Source organism: Prosthecobacter sp. (assembly GCF_044226605.1).
Lineage (GTDB): Bacteria > Verrucomicrobiota > Verrucomicrobiia > Verrucomicrobiales > Verrucomicrobiaceae > Prosthecobacter.
The window spans coordinates 1-17,590 of sequence record NZ_JBGAGS010000035.1; the positions used below are offsets into that span (position 1 = coordinate 1).

17 protein-coding genes are annotated in these 17,590 nt (G+C 61.6%); 10 read left to right on the forward strand and 7 right to left on the reverse strand.

What is annotated here, in order from left to right; all coding sequences use genetic code 11:
- The 4 genes from ACILSO_RS30475 to ACILSO_RS30490 all read left to right on the forward strand — a co-directional run.
- Positions 1–222 (forward strand): hypothetical protein (locus ACILSO_RS30475; RefSeq protein WP_395741278.1); only part of this gene is annotated, 222 nt, incomplete at its 5' end.
- Between the two features lie 147 nt (positions 223–369).
- Positions 370–1,302 carry an alpha/beta hydrolase gene (locus ACILSO_RS30480; protein ID WP_395741279.1) on the forward strand — a complete coding sequence of 311 codons (933 nt, stop codon included), beginning with the start codon at positions 370–372 and terminating at the stop codon, positions 1,300–1,302.
- 248 nt (positions 1,303–1,550) lie between these two features.
- Positions 1,551–2,684 carry an aminotransferase class V-fold PLP-dependent enzyme gene (locus ACILSO_RS30485; RefSeq protein ID WP_395741280.1) on the forward strand — a complete coding sequence of 378 codons (1,134 nt, stop codon included), beginning with the start codon at positions 1,551–1,553 and terminating at the stop codon, positions 2,682–2,684.
- Positions 2,685–2,738: 54 nt separating this feature from the next.
- Positions 2,739–5,396 carry a VWA domain-containing protein gene (locus ACILSO_RS30490; RefSeq protein ID WP_395741281.1) on the forward strand — a complete coding sequence of 886 codons (2,658 nt, stop codon included), beginning with the start codon at positions 2,739–2,741 and terminating at the stop codon, positions 5,394–5,396.
- Between the two features lie 355 nt (positions 5,397–5,751).
- Here ACILSO_RS30490 and ACILSO_RS30495 read toward each other — a convergent pair whose 3' ends face one another.
- The 3 genes from ACILSO_RS30495 to gpmI are packed head-to-tail and all read right to left on the reverse strand — an operon-like array spanning position 5,752 to position 8,118.
- Positions 5,752–6,072, reverse strand: coding sequence for a low molecular weight protein tyrosine phosphatase family protein (locus tag ACILSO_RS30495; protein ID WP_395741282.1), 321 nt, complete (start codon positions 6,070–6,072; stop codon positions 5,752–5,754).
- Positions 6,069–6,554 carry a hypothetical protein gene (locus tag ACILSO_RS30500; protein ID WP_395741283.1) on the reverse strand — a complete coding sequence of 162 codons (486 nt, stop codon included), beginning with the start codon at positions 6,552–6,554 and terminating at the stop codon, positions 6,069–6,071. The genes ACILSO_RS30495 and ACILSO_RS30500 overlap by 4 nt, the downstream gene beginning before the upstream one ends.
- 13 nt (positions 6,555–6,567) lie before the next feature.
- Complete coding sequence (gene gpmI / locus ACILSO_RS30505; protein WP_395741284.1) at positions 6,568–8,118, reverse strand: 2,3-bisphosphoglycerate-independent phosphoglycerate mutase; 1,551 nt, start codon at positions 8,116–8,118, stop codon at positions 6,568–6,570.
- A gap of 216 nt (positions 8,119–8,334) precedes the next feature.
- Between gpmI and ACILSO_RS30510 the strand changes: the two genes are divergently transcribed.
- A complete protein-coding gene (locus ACILSO_RS30510; protein WP_395741285.1) occupies positions 8,335–9,786 on the forward strand; it encodes an N-acetylmuramoyl-L-alanine amidase in 1,452 nt (483 codons plus the stop codon).
- Positions 9,787–9,937: 151 nt separating this feature from the next.
- Here the strand turns inward: ACILSO_RS30510 and ACILSO_RS30515 are convergent, their stop codons facing one another.
- On the reverse strand, positions 9,938–10,489 hold the full coding sequence (locus ACILSO_RS30515) for a D-glycero-alpha-D-manno-heptose-1,7-bisphosphate 7-phosphatase (protein ID WP_395741286.1): 552 nt from the start codon (positions 10,487–10,489) through the stop codon (positions 9,938–9,940).
- Positions 10,490–10,681: 192 nt separating this feature from the next.
- On the opposite strand from ACILSO_RS30515, the gene ACILSO_RS30520 reads away from it, so the two are divergent.
- Positions 10,682–11,197 carry a hypothetical protein gene (locus tag ACILSO_RS30520; protein WP_395741287.1) on the forward strand — a complete coding sequence of 172 codons (516 nt, stop codon included), beginning with the start codon at positions 10,682–10,684 and terminating at the stop codon, positions 11,195–11,197.
- A gap of 33 nt (positions 11,198–11,230) precedes the next feature.
- Here the strand turns inward: ACILSO_RS30520 and ribD are convergent, their stop codons facing one another.
- Positions 11,231–12,295, reverse strand: a complete 1,065-nt coding sequence (gene ribD / locus ACILSO_RS30525) for a bifunctional diaminohydroxyphosphoribosylaminopyrimidine deaminase/5-amino-6-(5-phosphoribosylamino)uracil reductase RibD (protein ID WP_395741288.1) — start codon at positions 12,293–12,295, stop codon at positions 11,231–11,233.
- Positions 12,296–12,426: 131 nt separating this feature from the next.
- Here ribD and ACILSO_RS30530 point away from each other — a divergent pair, with 131 nt between their 5' ends.
- The 3 genes from ACILSO_RS30530 (at position 12,427) to ACILSO_RS30540 (ending at position 15,358) form a co-directional block, all read left to right on the forward strand.
- On the forward strand, positions 12,427–13,422 hold the full coding sequence (locus ACILSO_RS30530; protein WP_395741289.1) for a type II secretion system F family protein: 996 nt from the start codon (positions 12,427–12,429) through the stop codon (positions 13,420–13,422).
- A gap of 170 nt (positions 13,423–13,592) precedes the next feature.
- Positions 13,593–14,708 carry a recombinase RecA gene (gene recA / locus ACILSO_RS30535; RefSeq protein WP_395741290.1) on the forward strand — a complete coding sequence of 372 codons (1,116 nt, stop codon included), beginning with the start codon at positions 13,593–13,595 and terminating at the stop codon, positions 14,706–14,708.
- Positions 14,709–14,947: 239 nt separating this feature from the next.
- Positions 14,948–15,358 (forward strand): hypothetical protein, encoded by a 411-nt coding sequence (locus ACILSO_RS30540; RefSeq protein WP_395741291.1) that lies wholly within the window; start codon positions 14,948–14,950, stop codon positions 15,356–15,358.
- A 108-nt stretch (positions 15,359–15,466) separates the two neighbouring features.
- Here the strand turns inward: ACILSO_RS30540 and ACILSO_RS30545 are convergent, their stop codons facing one another.
- Both ACILSO_RS30545 and ACILSO_RS30550 read right to left on the reverse strand, forming a co-directional pair.
- Positions 15,467–15,937 carry an RNA pyrophosphohydrolase gene (locus tag ACILSO_RS30545; RefSeq protein ID WP_395741292.1) on the reverse strand — a complete coding sequence of 157 codons (471 nt, stop codon included), beginning with the start codon at positions 15,935–15,937 and terminating at the stop codon, positions 15,467–15,469.
- Complete coding sequence (locus ACILSO_RS30550) at positions 15,934–16,428, reverse strand: peptidoglycan endopeptidase (protein WP_395741293.1); 495 nt, start codon at positions 16,426–16,428, stop codon at positions 15,934–15,936. Before ACILSO_RS30550 ends, ACILSO_RS30545 begins: the two co-directional genes overlap by 4 nt.
- A 113-nt stretch (positions 16,429–16,541) precedes the next feature.
- On the opposite strand from ACILSO_RS30550, the gene ACILSO_RS30555 reads away from it, so the two are divergent.
- A complete protein-coding gene (locus ACILSO_RS30555; RefSeq protein ID WP_395741294.1) occupies positions 16,542–17,483 on the forward strand; it encodes a ThuA domain-containing protein in 942 nt (313 codons plus the stop codon).
- Positions 17,484–17,590 lie beyond the last annotated feature (107 nt).

The following is a 17,590-nucleotide window of genomic DNA, read 5'->3' on the forward strand; positions in this document are numbered from 1 at the left end:
ATCACCACCAAGGAAGGCCAGACCATCACCGGATACATCGTCAGCGAAACCGACACCGAACTCACCCTCCGCATCGCCGGCGGCGCCTCCACCCCCGTGAAGAAATCCAGCATCACCAAAAAGGAAGAACTCAAACTCTCTCTCATGCCCCCCGCCCTCGCCGGCGCCATCGGCCCCCAAGGCCTCGCCGACCTCGTCGCCTGGCTGCAGACTCTGAAGTAAGCCCCTTCACATGCTGAGCGCCGCAGAGCTCTCCAGAACTCCTCTGGAAAATCTCTGCGGCGTTCCCGTCTCTGCGGTGTGAAGTCGGGTGGCATGGATAATTTCCCGCAAACATCCTCCCCCTCCTCATCGTTTCCCCGCGCAACCATGCGCCTCCTTCCCTTCCTCCTCCTCGCTCTCGCCCTGCCCCTGCACGCCCAGAAAGCCGGCAAAGACAAAGACAAAACCAAGCCCCTCATCAAGCTCACCACCACCGAGGTCGCGACCAAGGACATCGTCTATAAAACCACCCCGCAGGGCGAGCTGAAGCTCCACGTCTTCTCGCCCAAAGGCGACGCACAAACCACCGCCCTCCGTCCCTGCGCCGTGTTCTTCTTCGGCGGCGGCTGGAAGAGCGGCTCCTACCTCCAGTTCGTCCCTCAGTCCGAATACCTCGCCAGCCGCGGCATCGTCGCCATCAGCGCGGACTACCGCATTCTCAACGTCCACAAAACCGCTCCCGACAAAGCCGTCGAAGATGCGAAAAGCGCCATCCGCTGGGTGCGTGGCCACGCCTCCGAGCTTGGCATCGATCCCGCCAAGATCATCGCCGGTGGCGGCTCCGCAGGCGGCCACCTCGCCGCCTGCACCGCGCTCGCCTCCGCGTACGATGCCGAGTCCGACGACAAAGCCGTCTCCGCCAAACCCAACGCCATGGTGCTCTTCAATCCCGCCATGAACATCGCCACCCTCTTCAAAGAGCGCACCACCGGCGAAGGCCCCATGACCCTCGAAATGGCCGAAGCCATCACCCCCAACAGCTTCCTCACCAAGGACACCCCTCCCGCCATCCTCTTCTTCGGCACCGCCGACAAACTCAAAGCCGGTGGAGATGAATACATCACCAAAGCCAAAGCCCTCGGCCTCCGCGCCGAAATGTGGACCGCCGCCGACATGCCCCACGGCTTCTTCAACAAAGCTCCCTGGATGCAAGTCACCGCCCAAAAAATGGACGAATTCCTCACCTCCCTCGGCTACCTCGGCGGCGAACCCACCATCAAGCTGCCAGAGAACGCACCTTCGCTGAAGCAGGAGAACTGAGGCCACCCAAAAACGCCCCATGGTCATTGAGCCTCGTGCAAGACCGTATCTCGCCATGAGTTGCTCAGCGTGCGGCACAGACCACGAGCACCGCAACATAAGTATTGTAGTACCTGCTTTAGCAGGCTCTGGACGCGCCACCCCGCGCTTGCTCTCTCGAATACTCCTCTGCGTTCTCCAAATCTACGTTGTGAATTCCGTCGTTCCCCAAGCGTGAAAAGCCGCGCAAGCTGCGTTTCTTCCCCCGCATGCTTACCGACTCCTCCCGCGCCTCCGATTTCCCCACCCTCAAAGGCATCCATTATCTCAACACCGCCGCCGAAAGCATCCCGCCCCTGTGCGTGAATGAAGCCGTGGCCGAGTACATGCACCACAAGTCCATGGGCATGCGCGGTCGTGATTTCCACTTCCCACGTGTGGAGGAATGCCGCGAGATCGCCGCCCGCCATCTCGGCCTCGCCACCGATGAAGTCTCCTTCTGCTCCTGCAGTTCCGAAGCTTACAATCTCCTCGCCAGCGCCCTTCAGCTCACTCCCCAAAACGAAGTCGTCGTCACCGATCTCGATTTCCCCGCTGGCGCCACCCCATGGCTCACCGCCCCTGCGGCCTCGCGCCCCGTCACCAAGCTGTGGAAAAATCGCGAAGGCGCTTTGCGTTTCGACGATCTCGCCGGTCTGCTCAATGAGCGCACCGCCCTCGTGCAGGTCAGCCTCGTGAGCTTCTACAACGGCCACCGCATTCCCTTCGCCAAACTCCGCGACATGGTCCGCAGCCTCGCACCAAATGCCGTCCTTGCCGTCGATGTCACCCAGGCGCTCGGCCGCATCGCGCTCGACTGCCAGGACGCGGACATCCTCATCTCCAGCACCCACAAGTGGACCCTCGGCATCCATGGCGGCGGCATCATCGGCATTCCCAAAAAATCCGCCGCACGCCTCACCACCACCGCCGGCGGCTGGTACCATATCGCCAATGCGTTCGATGCGGACCGCTTTGAAAATCCCCGCATCAAATCCGGTGCGCTCAGCTTCTCCGTCGGCATGCCCAGCTTCGCTGCACTCTACGCCTTGAATGCCTCCCTGCGTTACCTCGAGCAGGTCGGCATGGTCAAAATCATCGCCCATGCCGATCCTCTCGTCGCCCGTGTTCACGCCGGATTGAAAGAACTCGGCATCACTGCGCTCAGCGCCGAACAGCCGGGCTGCTCCAGCGGGATTGTCGCTTTCACGCACGCCAACACCACGGCCATCAACGACGCCCTCCTCGCGCAAAACATCCATGTCATGCACCAAGTCGGCCGCATCCGCATCGCCGTCCACGGCTACAACACCGCCGAAGACATCGACAAGCTCCTCAGCACGCTCCGCAGCGCCCTGAAGTAACGGGGGCACTCCTGCCCCCTGCGAGTGCTCTCGAGAGCGGGCAAGAATGCCCGCATGACTTCACGCCTTTTTTCGGGACACCTCTTGCCCCGCCCCGCCGCCAGCCTATCCTCCGCGACCTTGGACTGGGAATCACCAAAACTCCTCCTGCTCATCCTCCCCGCAGTCGCGCTGCTGCTGTGGATCGAGTCGCGTTCGTCGCACCCCATGTCCGGCCTGCGCAAGCGCCTGCTGCTCGTCACCCGTGCCATCGGCGTCATGCTGGCCATCGCCGCACTCGCCGGGCCCGCGCGCGTCACCCACACCGGCCGCAAAGCCCTCGGAATCATTGTCGATGCCAGCCAAAGCATGGGCGAGGAAGGCCTCACCCAATCCCTCGCCGAAGCCACCCGCGTGCGCTCCGCACTCGGCAGCAGCATCGACTCCTTCGTCGTCCAGCTCGGCTCTCAGCCCGACCTTCTTCCCGAAGGCAGCACCGCCGCCATGCAATCCGCCTGGCAAAAAAAACACGGCGGCGACAGCCACTACGCCGCCGCCATCGAATACGCGGAAGCCCTCTTCCCACCCGGAGCCAGCCGCAACATCCTCCTAATTGGCGACGGCCACGAAACTCGCGGCAGCCTGCTCGATGCCGCACGCGAGGCCGCCGTCTCCGGCATCAAGCTGCACGCCCTCCCTGTTTCCGGCCCCCGCCGCCCCGACGCGCGCCTCCTCTCCCTCACCCCCAATCGCACCCGCCTTTTTGAAGGTGCCAGCCTCAGTCTCAAAGCCACGTTCGAAAGCACCATCGAAGGCACCGGCACCCTGAAGCTTTACGAGAACGGCATCGAGGTGGAGAAGCGTGCCGTCACCCTCAAGTCTGGCAGTCCGCAGGAAATCGTCTTCAATCGCACGCCTTCCACACGCAACACCTTCCAGTACCGCGCCGTCCTCGAAGGCATCCAAGGCGACACGCTCCCCGGCAACGACAGCGCCCTCGCCATCGTCGATGTCCGCGGCCGCCTGCGCCTCCTCTACATCGAGTCAGACGCCGCTGAAGGCCGCTACCTCATGCAGGCCATGGAAAAGGAAGGCATCGAGCTCGACCTCCGCCAGCCTGGCAATCTCGCCATCACCTTCGAAATGCTCGGCGGTTACGATGCCGTCATCCTCTCCGATGTCCCCGCCCACCAGCTTGGCGAGCCGCTCATGAATTCATTGCGCGATTACGTCGATAAACTCGGCGGCGGTTTGATCATGCTCGGCGGCCCCGGTTCCTTCGGCGTCGGCGGCTACTACCGCACACCCATCGAGGAAGTCCTGCCCGTCCGCCTCAAGGCTCCCGACGAAGAAGAAAAACAAAGCGCCGCCGTCGCCATCGTGCTCGACCGCTCGGGCTCCATGGCCGGCGAAAAACTCGAGATGGCCAAAAGCGCCGCCATCGCCACCGCGGAAGTTCTTGGCCACAGCGACTCCCTCGGCGTCTGGGCCTTCGACTCCGAAGCCCACGTCGTCGCCCCCATGACGCGCCTAACTTCCACCAATGCCGTGTCCGGTCAGATCGCCGCTATCGCCTCCGGCGGCGGCACCAATCTGCAGCCCGCCTTCCAGCTCGCCCGCGAAGCCCTGCTACGCACCAAGGCCCGCGTGAAGCACATGATCATCCTCACCGATGGCCAGACCGCCGGTGCCGGTTACGAGCAGCTCGCCACCCAGTGCCGCAATGAAGGCCTCACCATCTCCACCGTCGCCATCGGCGAGGGTTCGCACGTCGCGCTGCTCCAGGCCATCGCCTCCAGCGGCGGCGGCCAGTCCTACTCCACCATGGATGCCAGCAGCATCACCCGCATCTTCACGCAGGACACCCTCATGCACACCGGCCGCATGATCCGCGAAGAACCCTTCACCCCCGAGCTGAGGGAAAAAGATCCCATCCTCGCCGGATTCGAAAAATGGGATTCCCCCACCCTTCTCGGCTACGTCAAAACCACCCGCCGCACCTCCGCCCAAGTCCCCCTCGTCACCGAAACCGGCGATCCCCTCCTCGCCCACTGGCGCTTCGGACTCGGCAAAGCCACTGCCTTCACCTCCGATGCCAAAAGCCGCTGGGCCGGACTATGGATCGCCCGCTGGCCCGGCTATGGCCGCTTCTGGTCCCAGATCCTCCGTGAAACCGCCCGCGCTCCGCAAGGCCGCCTCATGGATCTCTCCGCGCAGATGCAGGGAGACGACGCCCACATCAGCGTCGATCTCCTCTCCGACGCCGGCACCCGTGCCAACAACGCCTCTGTCTCCGCCGAAGTCTTTCACGTCGCCGCAGACGCCCTCGGCGCACCCATGAAAGCCGTGCAAAAGCTCGCCCTCCGCCAGGACGCCCCCGGCGCCTACGTCGCCGACTTCAAGCCCACGCAGCCCGGCGTCTTTCTCATCCGCGCCCAGGTCGGCGCCGAGATGGTCACCACCGGCCTCATTCACAATCCCTCCACCGAAGCCAGCCTCGGCACCGTGAATGAAGACCTGCTCAAAGAAGCCGCCCACATCACCGGTGGCGACTACCTCACGGACGCCAAGAAACTCCCCAACCTCGAAACCACCAAAGCCATCCAATACGAAGAGCTCTGGCCTTCCCTTTTGATCCTTCTTCTCCTCGTCTTCCTCATCGACACCGCCATCCGCCGCTGGGAACACGTCGTCGGCTTGTGGGAACTGCTGCCGCAGAAGAAAGTAGTCTAGAGCTTTAGCTCGTTCTTGAGAAGCTCCGCCCCTCCCAAAGCAAGGTAGATCTCGAGAGCATCTCATCCCAGCAGCGTCTCCACCCTCTCACTCCGTAATGATGAGCACAGCGCTACCCTTCATACCTCGACAATCAAAAATCGATTGCTCGACAATCGTCAATCAAGCCAGGCCAGAGCACTCTGGCCGCACGTGATAGACGATGAATGGACCATCCACTTTCCCCGGTCGAAGTTCCAGCCAAGCTTCGGCAAGCACGCGCCCCGGCAGCAGCTCTGCCAAAAGTACTCGTGAGCTTTAGCTCACTCTGAAAAAGCTCCGCCTCACCCAAAGCGATCCAAAGCCCCCCACGACTCTATCCCAGCAAAGGCTCCACCCGCTCCTTTATCACCCTCATCAGCTCCTCATCCATAAACGGATAATCATCCGGGATATCCAGCACCTCTATCCTCAGTTCTCCCACCAGCCCGGGAAACAGTTCCTCCAGCCGCCGCTTGTGCCCATGCTCCATCACCAGCACCACATCCGCCCACTTTAGCAGATCTTCGGACACACGCCTCCGCGCAGACGCACTGACCCCCGCGCTCCGCGCCTCCACCCGCGGATCGTTTTGATACACCTTCTCCGCCGTGGGGCTTCGCCATTGATTGCGTGAGCAGATGAAAAGGAGGTTCATGGCGATCCCTCCACCTTTTTAAACGAGCACCATTCAAATTCGATGTCGTCGGCTTCGATCAGCCAGCGTCCTCCGTTGGCCCATTCGATCTCGTGCAAAAGACGCCCGTTTTCTGAAAGGCGAAATTCATCGTATAGCCAGTCATTCATGCCTTGCTCGCACTTGGAGGATTGGAAACTGTAGCCAAACAGACGAGGGTAACGAAGACGAATCGTGCCATCGTGGTAAGCACCAAGCAGTTTGACCTCAAGGCGGCAGAACCGAGGTGCCTTCCCGGCAGGATCCGATTCGATAATCCGGCACTCTTCCAGCCATGCATCGTGCGGGCATGAATGAACAGAAAAATCATACCAGTCCGGGGACAGCGCCAGCTTCAGCGCCCCCGGCGGCATGCGATGTCCCTCTGCTTTCAGATATTCCTCGTAACGTTTCCAATAACCCTGGAGGTCGTTGGTCCGGTTCTCTGAAAGCAGAAAAGACATGCTCAGCTCTGGCTCACTTCTTCACCCGCAGACTCTTCCCCGTCATCTCCGCAGACTGCTTCACACCGAGCATGTCCAGCAGCGTCGGAGCGATGTCCGCCAGCTTGCCATTCGCCACGGTGTAATCACCCGCGTCTGCCGCCACATAGATGCCGTGCACCAAGTTCGTCGTATGCGCCGTGTTCGGGCTGCCATCCGGATTCCGCATCGTCTCGCAGTTGCCGTGATCCGCTGTGATGAAAAGCTTGCCGCCAAGCTCCAGCACCTTCTCCACGATCATCCGCACGCCCAGATCGATCGTCTCGCACGCGTGGATCCCAGCTTCCACCACGCCAGTATGTCCCACCATGTCCGGGTTCGCATAGTTCATGATCACGAGATCATAGTTCTCCAGCCGGCGCATCACTTCAAACGTGAGGTCCGGCGCGCTCATCTGCGGCTTCTTGTCGTACGTCGGCACTTCCTTCGGGCTGATCGCCAGATAGCGGTCTTCACCTGGATTCGGCTCTTCCACGCCGCTGTTAAAGAAGAACGTCACATGGGGGTACTTCTCCGTCTCAGCGGCACGCAGCTGCTTCAGGCCGGCGGCGGCCACCACCTGGCCCAGGTTGTTGTTCAGGCTCTCGGTGCCAAAGATCACCTTCGCGCCCAGCGCTGCGTAGTTCGCATCATATTCCGTCAGCGTGTAGTAGCCCGTTTTCGGTGTCACCTCGCGGTCAAACCCGTTGAAGTCCGCCTTCAGGAAAGCATCGCTCAACTGCCGCGCGCGATCCGCACGGAAGTTGAACCACAGAATCACATCGCCATCGCGGATGCGCTGCTCATTCGCATTCGAGAAAATCATCGGCTGCATGAACTCATCGCCGCGCGGATCTTTCGGATACGCCGCTTTCACCGCTTCGCTCGGCAGGTCCGTGCGCACTTCACCACGCCCCAGCACGATCGCATCCCACGCCAGCTTGTTGCGCTCCCAGCGCTTGTCACGGTCCATCGCATAGTAGCGGCCGATCACCGTCGCGATCTTCGCTCCGCTCGGCGCCAGATCTTTTTCCAGCTTCGCCATGTAGCCCGCGCCCCCCGTCGGAGAGGTGTCACGGCCGTCCGTGATCGCATGCACCATCAGGTCCGTCACGCCTGCCGCCTTCGCGGCATCGCACAACGCCTTCAGATGATCCTGATGCGAGTGCACTCCACCATCGCTGATAAGGCCGAGAAAATGCAGCCGCTTGCCCCTGGCTTGCTCAAACGCCTCCACCAGCACCGGCATTTTCGCCAGTTCACCGTCGCGGATGCATTTGTTGATCCGGGTCAGGTCCTGATACACCACGCGACCCGCGCCCAGGTTCAGGTGGCCCACTTCGCTGTTGCCCATCTGGCCCTCGGGCAGCCCCACGTCCTCGCCGCTCGCGCTCACCGTGCCGCGCGGGTAGGTGGCATACAGGTGGTCATGGAAAGGCGTACGCGCCAGCAGGGTGGCGTCCCCATTGGCTACGGCTTGCTCTTTACCGCCGGGATTGATGCCCCAGCCATCGCGGATAATCAGTACAACAGGTTTTTTGCTCATGTGGATGTGGTCACATGGGTCAAGGCGGCTTCCCCGTCAAGCACCGGTGAAAGCAGCCTGCCTCGGAACGTTAAAGAGGCACTCTTTTGACCACCTCTGCCGTTTTTAGGCAAAACTTTGAGCTCCCCCGACTCTGTGCGTCAGAACGTTTGCGCTCCGCCGCCTCTCAGAGTATAAGAACCTGCCTTTTTCCCGACATCCCTCGTCATTCCCGTCATGACTCCCGGACTGCACCCCTCCATCTCCAAGGCCTTCATCGCCATTTTCGCCCTCTCCATGGCCTCGGCGTCATTCGACGTCGCCCACGCCGAGGATGCCAAGCCTGGCTTTTTCAAAAAGATTTTCGGGGGCGGCAGCAAGACCGAAACGCCCCCTCCCGCTCCTGAGCCCGAGAAAAAGCCGGCCCCCAAGCCCGCGGCTGCCAAGACCAAGCCCAAGGCAGAACCGGAAAAGACTGCTTCCAAATCTGAAACTGGCAAGGCCCCTCGCGTCATCATTACCACCACCGGTGGCAAAAAGGTGGAGGTCGGCAAAAAGACCACGCCAGCCAAAACCACCGCCAAGACCGAGACGCCCAAGCAGCAGCCAAAGGCCAAGGAAGAACCGGTCAAGGATGTCACCAAAACCGCCTCCCGGAGCGACGGCAACTCACCGATGAAGGGCGAGTTCAAAGAGGATGACGACGACAAGGCATCCAGCACGCCAGCACCTAAATCCGTTGAAGTCCTGCCTGCCAATGGCGGCTGGGAAATCATCAAGATCGGCGGTCGCGACTACGTCACTGCGGAGAGCATCCGCAATTTCTACAATCCCGTCTACGGTTTCACCACCTTCCGCACCCAGGGCACCCATTTCTGGCTCGGCTCCTCCAAGCTCATCCTTAAGGCCCAGATCGGCTCCCAGGAAATGCTCATCAACAACATCAAGTTCATCCTCAGCTTCCCCGTTCAGGAGCACAACGGCAAGGTCCTTTTCTCCCGCCTCGATCTCTGCAAGCTCATCGACCCCGTCCTCTACCCCAGCCACATTCAAAACGCCGAGTACTTCGACACCGTCGTCGTCGATGCCGGCCATGGCGGCCACGACTCCGGCGCACGTGGTGTTTACGGCTACGAAAAAGACTTCGCACTGAAGATGGCCATGTCTGTCCGCACCGCCCTCATGCAACGCGGTTTCAAGGTCGTCCTCACCCGCGCCACGGACACCTTCATCACCCTCGGTGGCCGCGTCGCCATCGCCAATCAGACCCCGAAGAGCATCTTCCTCAGCTTCCACTTCAACTCCAGCGACAACGCCGCCACCGGCATCGAGACCTGGGCCCTAACCCCGCAGAGCGCCGCCGCCACGATCAGCCGCGGCGGTGGTTACAATATCAACGGCGTCACCGGCAACAAGCAGGACTCCGCCAACATCGCCCTCGCCACGGCCGTGCACGCCAGCGTCATCAGCCGATTCAAGTTCGTCGATCGCGGCATCAAGCGCGCCCAGTGGAGCGTCCTCACCGGCTGCAAGCGCCCCGGCATCCTCTTCGAAGGCGGCTTCGTCACCAACGGTGCCGAGTGCCAGCTCATCGCCTCAGAGACCTACCGCCAGCAAGTCTCCAACGCCATCGGCGATGCCGTCTTGAACTACCGCAAGGCCCTCGAGTCCGCCATGGCCAAGCGCTAATTGCGACGCTTGATCGAGTGGCAGCTTGCCATTCAAAAATCAGCAATCGATTGCTCATCGGTCGTCAATCACGCACGCCCATGCTGCCAGTGAGCCCGAAAGATTGTCGATCACCTAGCAATGGAGTTTTGACGTTCCGGTCCCTCCAACCTCACACCCTCGGAAGCCTCTCCCTCAGCAGCCCCGCCAGCTCCGTCGTCTCCGCCAGCGTGAAATCCGCCACCACCTTCGGCTCGTGATGGCTCAAAATGCGCACCGTCCTCGGCACGCCCGCGTTGATCGCCATTTGAATGTCGCGGTCATGATCCCCCACCAGCCAGCTCCGCGTGAGATCAATGCCGTGCTCATCACGCGCTGTTAAAATCATCTCCGCACTCGGCTTCCGGCAGGTGCACGTTCCCGCCAGGTGCGTGCAGGCATAGATGCCGTCAAACGCAGCCCCATGCCGCTCCAGCTCCGCCTGCATCCGCGCATGCAGATCATCCAGCGCTTCCTGCGTCATGAGCCCCTTGCCCACTCCCTGCTGGCTCGTCACCACCACCGTCGCATATCCATGCGCCCGGCACAGCGCCAGCGCCTCAATGATGCCCGGCGCAAAATGAAACTCCTCCCAGCTCAGCACATATCCCTCCCCCGGCGACACATTGACCACGCCATCGCGATCAAAGAAAACAGCAGGGCGGAGAGTCGGTGTGTCAGGCATGCAGCCCCACGCATACCCCCGCTGCCACGCCAGCGAAACAGCAAAGTACCCATCTCGCCTCTCTCAAATCACCCACGCCCCAGCACGCAAGCAACACGATAGCCCCCTGTCCGTCACCCAGTTCCCGGCATCCCTTCTCCGCTCTTGCACCACTCCAAATTGAAGATTCTCTAACCGCATTCCCTCCACGCCATGAAACGTCTCCTCCTCATCCCCCTGCTCACTCTCACTCTCCACGCGGACCCCACCGAGCACCATCCCGCGGATTGGGAACTCGGCACCATCTTCCCCGCTCAGCCCTGGCTCGGTAAGAAAGAAACCGTCACCGCCGAGGGCAACAAAATCGTTGAGTCACGCGCCACCCTTGAACAAAACGGCGAATCCTACCTCGCCGAATGCGTGGTGATGCCTGGCACCCCTCTCGGGCCGCAGCGCGACCACGCTTACAATGCCGGCTTCACCGGCATGCAAAAGGCCAACCCCAGAACCCTCAAGAGCGAAGAAAAAATCCTCATCGGCGGCCACGACGGCCGCCGCTACGTCCTCGAAAGCAAGGACGGCACGCGCATCACGGACCACCGTGTCGTCTTTGTCGGAAACAAGCTCTTTGTCTTCGCCTATGAGCGCCCCGCCTCAGTCCCCGTGCCGCCCGAAGCCGACACCTTTTTCGCCAAGATCACCGGGAAGGCGCCCACGAAAAAGGACTGAGCGACATCCTCCGCTGCACGTCCCCGAAGGCTCTTAGCCCTGCCCCGTCTCCGGCCACACTGGAAACCCATGAAAGCACACGTTGTCTCCCAGCGTGCTGATCGTAATGTCCCTCAGCTCGATCGAAACAGGCAGCGCCAGCCCCGCCAAAGACGGCTGCCCTCCACCACAGAGCCGCGGAGCGATGTACCAGTAAACCTCATCGACAAGCTTCTCCCGAAAAGCCTGTCCGTGGATGACGCCACCACCCTCGATCAGCACGGACACCACGCCCCTTTTTCCCAGCTCCTTCAGCACTTCCGGCAGATTCTTGCCTTGCATGATCAAGGTGCGGTCCTTGAACGCATCCGTAAATACCTGCGAGTCCGGCGGCAGATTCCCGCTGCGTGTCAGCACCACGCGCCAGGGCTGCAGCTTGCCACTGCCAGCGCTGCCATCCCGCAGCGTCAGCTGGGGGTTGTCTTGGCGGATCGTCTCCGCACCCACGAGGATGGCGTCCACCCGCATGCGCAGCCGCCGCCCGTGAGCACGCGCCACGTCATTCGTGATCCATGAGCTCTCTCCCGCCGGACGCGTGATGCGCCCGTCCAGGCTCTGCCCAGCCTTCGCAATCACATACGGCATGCCGGTGGTGATCCATTTGGAAAAAGGCCGGATGATCTCCCGGCACTCCGCCTCCAGCACCCCGGACGTCACTTCGATCCCCGCCTGCGTCAAAATACAGCGCGCCTGATCCAGATGGCTCGGATTGGGATCATGCGCGCCGAAGACCACGCGCTTGATGCCCGCCGCCTTGATGGCCTCCGTGCACGGGCCTGTGCGCCCATGCGTGCTGCAAGGTTCCAGCGTCACGTAGATCGTCGCACCACGCAGCAGATCGGGATTCGTTTTCTGCGCATCCCGGATGGCTTCCACCTCTGCATGCGGCTCTCCCGCTTTGTGGTGATACCCCCGCCCGATGACTTTTTCCTGCGCCACGATCACCGCCCCCACCGCAGGATTCGGACTCGTCAGCCCTGCCCCCAGCTTTGCCTGCTCAATGGCCATGTGCATCCAGTGCTGATCAGGTGTTCCTTCGTTGGCAATCGGTGGCGGCATAGGGAAGCCGGACCATAGGCAGTGAAACGCCGCTGAGAAGCAAGAAGAGTGTCACTCCCATGTTTCGCCGGCTCTCTTGCAGGTTTTTTACTCGCCGCCGCAGTCACACTGGCCTTAGTTTCACACCGTCGATGAAACTTTCCGAAAAAGCCATGCTCTATCGCGAACTGGCCAAGCTGGTCGGGGCCAACTTTCATCTCGACCGCTCCCTCGATCTCCTGCTCAGGCAGCGGCCCTCTCATGCGCGCCGCAGCTGGCTGCAGGGCCTGCAGCTCGGCCTCAAGGAGGGCAAAAGTGTCGCCGCCTCCATCACGGAGCATTGCGGTGACTTCTCAGACACGCTCGAGTTTGCGCTCATCGATGCCGGCGAGCGCAGCGGCCGCCTGGGCGATGCCTTCAGCCACCTCTCCCGCTACTTCGAAGCCTGGCACATGGCGGTAAAGCAGGCAATCGGCGCCATGATTTATCCGCTCGTGCTCGCCCACCTCGGCATCATCCTGCCCGAACTCCCCACCATGGTCACCGCCACCATGGAGGACAAGCCGGTGACTTACGGCGGGATCTTCATGCCTCTGGCCATCCTCTGGCTCATCCTGCTCTCCCTCTTTCTCCTCTGGCGCTGGCTCACCCGCCTGGGCGCGGCATCTGCACCGGTGGACCGCTGGCTGGGGCACATCCCTCTCATCGGCAGTGTGCGTCAGCACTGGGCGCTCGCACGTTTCTCCCAGGTCTTCCACGCCAGCCTGCTCGCCTCCATGCGGATGACGGAGTGCATGCAGCTCGCCGGGGGCGCCTCCCACAGCGGCATGTTGCGCCAGGCTTCCCAGGACGCGGCCCGGCGCATCGCGGCCGGCGAAACCATCGCCGGTGCCATGGCAGACGTTCACGGCTTCCCCGAAATATTTGTCCATGGCGTTGCCACTTCCGAAGAATCCGGAACCCTCGATCACGAAATGAACCGCTGGGCTGCCGCAGAGACCATCGAAGCCGGCGACGCCGTCCAGCGCGCTGCCCAGTGGCTGCCAAAGATCGCCTACGCCATCGCTGTCCTCTACGTCTCCTACCGCATCATCACCCTGATGACCGGCTACTTCGGCGGCATGACGCGCATCCTTGAGGGGAACTAACATCGCAAACCTGCGGACTCACCGAACGGAAGAGAGTCCACGCACCTCTCTGTTGCCCCTTTCCGACCCAAGTATTACGCCGAAAAGGTCGAATTCGCTTTACACCATGCCCAAAATGCGTTTTCTGTTCAGCCGAACATCTTTTTTTTACCACACAACACACCTGAATTATGGCCCGCGCACCCAAAGAAACCGCTGAATCCTCCGCTCCGAAAGTCGACAAGCTCGCCGAGGCACGCGGCCGTAATCTCGACCTCGCCATCCAGCAGATCCAAAAGGACTACGGCGAAGGCGCCATCCTCCGCATGGGCGGCGAAGGCGTGAAGTCTGAGATCAGCGTCATCCCCACCGGCAATCTCCTCATCGACCAGGCGCTCGGCACTGGCGGCTTCCCCCGCGGCCGTATCGTGGAAGTCTATGGCCCGGAATCCTCCGGTAAAACCACCCTCACCCTCACCGTCATCGCCCAGGCGCAGAAAGCCGGCGGTCTCGCCGCTTTCATCGACGTCGAACACGCCCTCGATCCCGCCTACGCCCGCCGCCTTGGCGTGAAGATGGACGAACTCCTCGTCTCCCAGCCCAGCTCGGGTGAAGAAGCCCTCCGCATCTGCGAAACCCTCGTCCGCTCCAACGCCCTCGACGTCATCGTCATCGACTCCGTGGCCGCCCTCGTCACCCGCCAGGAACTCGAAGGCGACATCGGCGACTCCACCGTCGGCGCCCAGGCCCGCCTCATGAGCGCCGCCCTGAGAAAGCTCACCGCCATCATCTCCAAGGCCCGCACCTGCTGTATCTTCACCAACCAGATCCGTGAAAAGATCGGCGTCATGTTCGGCAACCCCGAAACCACCCCTGGCGGCAAGGCCCTCAAGTTCTACGCCAGCGTCCGTGTGGACATCCGCCGCATCGGCGCCATCAAGACCACCGACGGCACCGTCACCGGCAACCGCACCAAGGTCAAAGTCGTCAAAAACAAGCTCGCCCCTCCCTACACCGAAGCCGAGTTCGACATCATGTACAACGAGGGCATTTCCAATGTCGGCTCCCTCCTCGACCTCGCCATGGACTTCGAAATCCTGCAAAAGCGCGGCTCCTGGATCAGCTACAAAGGCACCCAGCTCGCCCAGGGTCGCGATGCCGCCAAGGAAGTCCTTCGCAGCGACGCCACCGTCTATGCCGAGATCGAAGCCGCCGTGAAAGCCAAGCAGGCCGAAAAAGCCGGCGCTTCAGAAAAAGGCTCCTCCAAGTCCTCCGGCGCCGCCTCCGACTCCTCCGACGAAGAGTAAACCTCCCTCTGGAGTCAGCTCATCCCGCTCCTTCGCTTCCGCCCGTAGTGCTTACGCCATTTCGGAAGCGAAGGCAGCCCTGAGCCCTATCGTTCCTCAAGCGCCTGCGCACCTCGATTCGTCATTCGTCGTTCCGCATTTAGCCCCTCGCTAAATCTTTATCCCCTCACCTTCCCCGCCTTCGTCGTTTGACTTTCCCCGCTCCGTGCGCCTCTTTTCGCGGTCACTCCGCGACTCGTATGGCTAAACACGGCCAGCATCAGCAGGGAACCTCCGCGAACGAAAAACAATCGTGCTGCGGTGGCAGGCAGGCCGTTGTCGAACTCTGCGAAATCACTTCCTGCGGCCTCGTCTTCTGGTCCCGCCAGCCCTTTGACATCGGCGCCGAAGTCCAGGCACGCATCAAGCGCTCCGCTCTCACGCCAGAGATGCTCGCCATGACCACCACCTCTTCCAAGTGGGTCATGCTCAAGTGCCTCGTCGTCGCCATCTCCCCTCAGCGCCGTGCGGACGGCTCCTCCGGCTTCAAAATATCCCTTCTCGTCCTTCAGGCCACCGACGACACCCCTCCCCCACCAGCCGCCATCCATTCCAAGATGCACTGGTTCACCCCTCCCCTCCGCGGCCTCCGCCGCTTCGGCCTGAACTAGCACGACAGACACTCTTGTCTGTCGACCAGCGCCCTCGCCATCCCCCGCACTCCCAAACCGCCGCAGCCCCCTCATCAGGAAGTCCCGCTGGTCTCCTGCCCTTTACCCCTACCCCAGTTCCACCCCAAAGAAATCCAGCATCACCTGCCGGTACACCTTCCGCTTAAACTTCGGCACCCACTCCATCTGAAACTCCGTCGGCTTGATCCACTTGAATCCTGCAAACTCCCGGTGCGTCGCGTCCAGATTAAAGTCCGTGTCTGCCCCGTTGAACCGGCACAGAAAGTACGCCTGCTCCTGCCCGCCATAGATGCCGTACTTCAGCCGCCCCTTTGCAAACGCATACCGGTAGCCATCCCGCCGCTGCAGGATTTGCAGCATCTCACGCTTCACCCCGATCTCCTCCTCCAGCTCCCGAAACAGCGCCGTTTCCGCATCCTCCCCTTCATCCACGCCGCCTTGCGGAAACTGCCACGCATTCTTGATGTTGATCCGCTCCGCCACAAAGATGCAGCCGTCCTCCCGCTGCAAAATCGCCGCGACGTTCGGTCGGTAAACGATGGCTTCAGCGGGGATCATAGGCCGGATGGATGACGCATCGTGTATCCCTTCGTCGGCCGCGAGCGGCTGCTCCAGCGCGGACCGTCGCTGTCCGCATCGCTGTACCCGGTGTCCAGCCGCAGGCCCGCCACTTCCAGAAACACATGCCCCTTGCGCGCATAGACCGTGATCCATTTGCCATGCCCGCTGCTGCCAAAGTTTCGGAAGGCCCCGGAAACTGATGGCGCATTCAGCAACCCCGCCCCATGCAGCACATACGAGGTCGTCCCCGAGCAGTCATAGGCGCTGTCTTCAAAATGGGCATGTCCACCGCCGCGGCGATACGGTTTGGTGCAGATCCGGTTCCCGGCAGAGATCGCCCGCAGCACCGCCGCAGGCGCATTGGCCGGCGGCACCGCCTTCCCCCCGATGATCACCGCCGTCTTGCCCGGCGCGTATTTGTAGTTCCAGCTCGCACCCGCACTCCCGCCGCCGCATTGGCAGAGCAGGACGCAAAGGGACAGGGACATGACAAGAAAAAGCAAGCGCATCATCCGTGCCATCGTATTCAGCCCGTTGGAAATGACAAGGCGTGCAACACTGCCTTGCCTTGTTTTCAAAAACTCGCCAGAATCCGCCCCTCATGATCAAAAAACTTGCCGCCCCTCTGATGCTGGCCGTCGCCGCCTGCGTCGTGGCTTTTTCCGCCCCCGCTCCCAAGCACAAGATCCTCTTCTTCACCAAGTCCAGCGGCTTCGAGCACAGCGTCATCTCCTGGAAAAAGGGCCAGCCCAGCCATGCCGAAAAAGTCCTCCTCGAACTCGGCGAAATAAACGGCTGGGACTTCACCTTCTCCAAGGACGGCTCCAAATTCAGCAAGGAATACCTCGCCCAGTTTGACGCCGTCTTCTTCTACACCACCGGAGATCTCTGCAGCGAAGGCACCGACAAAAACCCTCCCATGAGCAAGGAGGGCAAGCAGGCCCTCTTCGACTACGTGAAGAGCGGCAAAGGCTTCATCGGCACCCATTCCGCCAGCGACACCTTCCACACCGACAACGAATCGCAGAAAGGCCCAGAGCGTTACCTGAACCACGGCGAAAAAGCCGACGCCTACGTCCACTTCCTCGGCGCCGAATTCATCAAGCACGGCAAGCAGCAGGACGCCAAAAACACCGTCACCGACCCCAAATTCCCCGGCTTCGAAAAAGTCAGCCCCACCTACGGCTTCATGGAGGAGTGGTATTCCCTCAAGGACTTCAGCCCAGACATCCACGTCCTCAGCGTCATCGACGCCCCCGCCATGGAGGGCAAGGAATACGAGCGCCCAGCCTATCCCAGCACCTGGGCACGAAAAGAAGGCGACGGCCGCGTCTGGTACACCGCCATGGGCCACCGCGAAGACGTCTGGACCAATCCCACCTTCCAGGAAATCCTCATCGGCGGCGTCAAGTGGGCCCTCGGCGACGTGAAAGCAGACGTCCCGCCGAACCTCAAGGAAACCGCCCCCGGCGCCATGACCAATCCCCCCTACGTCGCTCCTCCGCCGCCCAAGCCTGCGAAGCCTGACGCCGCCAAAAAGTAGTCCAGTTGCGCCGCAACTGGCTCCGGCAAGTTGATCAGTTGCGCCGCAACTGATCCCCGTCCGATTCCGTTTAGTTTTCAAATTCCTGTCCAAATCCAGTTCCCCCC

Excerpts from the sequence above, each read along its gene's own strand:
- ACILSO_RS30480 (WP_395741279.1), top strand. The coding sequence starts at position 370 with ATGCGCCTCCTTCCCTTCCTCCTCCTCGCTCTCGCCCTGCCCCTGCAC.
- ACILSO_RS30485 (WP_395741280.1), top strand. The coding sequence starts at position 1,551 with ATGCTTACCGACTCCTCCCGCGCCTCCGATTTCCCCACCCTCAAAGGC.
- ACILSO_RS30490 (WP_395741281.1), top strand. The coding sequence starts at position 2,739 with ATGACTTCACGCCTTTTTTCGGGACACCTCTTGCCCCGCCCCGCCGCC.
- ACILSO_RS30495 (WP_395741282.1), bottom strand. The coding sequence starts at position 6,072 with ATGAACCTCCTTTTCATCTGCTCACGCAATCAATGGCGAAGCCCCACG.
- ACILSO_RS30500 (WP_395741283.1), bottom strand. The coding sequence starts at position 6,554 with ATGTCTTTTCTGCTTTCAGAGAACCGGACCAACGACCTCCAGGGTTAT.
- gpmI (WP_395741284.1), bottom strand. The coding sequence starts at position 8,118 with ATGAGCAAAAAACCTGTTGTACTGATTATCCGCGATGGCTGGGGCATC.
- ACILSO_RS30510 (WP_395741285.1), top strand. The coding sequence starts at position 8,335 with ATGACTCCCGGACTGCACCCCTCCATCTCCAAGGCCTTCATCGCCATT.
- ACILSO_RS30515 (WP_395741286.1), bottom strand. The coding sequence starts at position 10,489 with ATGCCTGACACACCGACTCTCCGCCCTGCTGTTTTCTTTGATCGCGAT.
- ACILSO_RS30520 (WP_395741287.1), top strand. The coding sequence starts at position 10,682 with ATGAAACGTCTCCTCCTCATCCCCCTGCTCACTCTCACTCTCCACGCG.
- ribD (WP_395741288.1), bottom strand. The coding sequence starts at position 12,295 with ATGCCGCCACCGATTGCCAACGAAGGAACACCTGATCAGCACTGGATG.
- ACILSO_RS30530 (WP_395741289.1), top strand. The coding sequence starts at position 12,427 with ATGAAACTTTCCGAAAAAGCCATGCTCTATCGCGAACTGGCCAAGCTG.
- recA (WP_395741290.1), top strand. The coding sequence starts at position 13,593 with ATGGCCCGCGCACCCAAAGAAACCGCTGAATCCTCCGCTCCGAAAGTC.
- ACILSO_RS30540 (WP_395741291.1), top strand. The coding sequence starts at position 14,948 with ATGGCTAAACACGGCCAGCATCAGCAGGGAACCTCCGCGAACGAAAAA.
- ACILSO_RS30545 (WP_395741292.1), bottom strand. The coding sequence starts at position 15,937 with ATGATCCCCGCTGAAGCCATCGTTTACCGACCGAACGTCGCGGCGATT.
- ACILSO_RS30550 (WP_395741293.1), bottom strand. The coding sequence starts at position 16,428 with ATGTCCCTGTCCCTTTGCGTCCTGCTCTGCCAATGCGGCGGCGGGAGT.
- ACILSO_RS30555 (WP_395741294.1), top strand. The coding sequence starts at position 16,542 with ATGATCAAAAAACTTGCCGCCCCTCTGATGCTGGCCGTCGCCGCCTGC.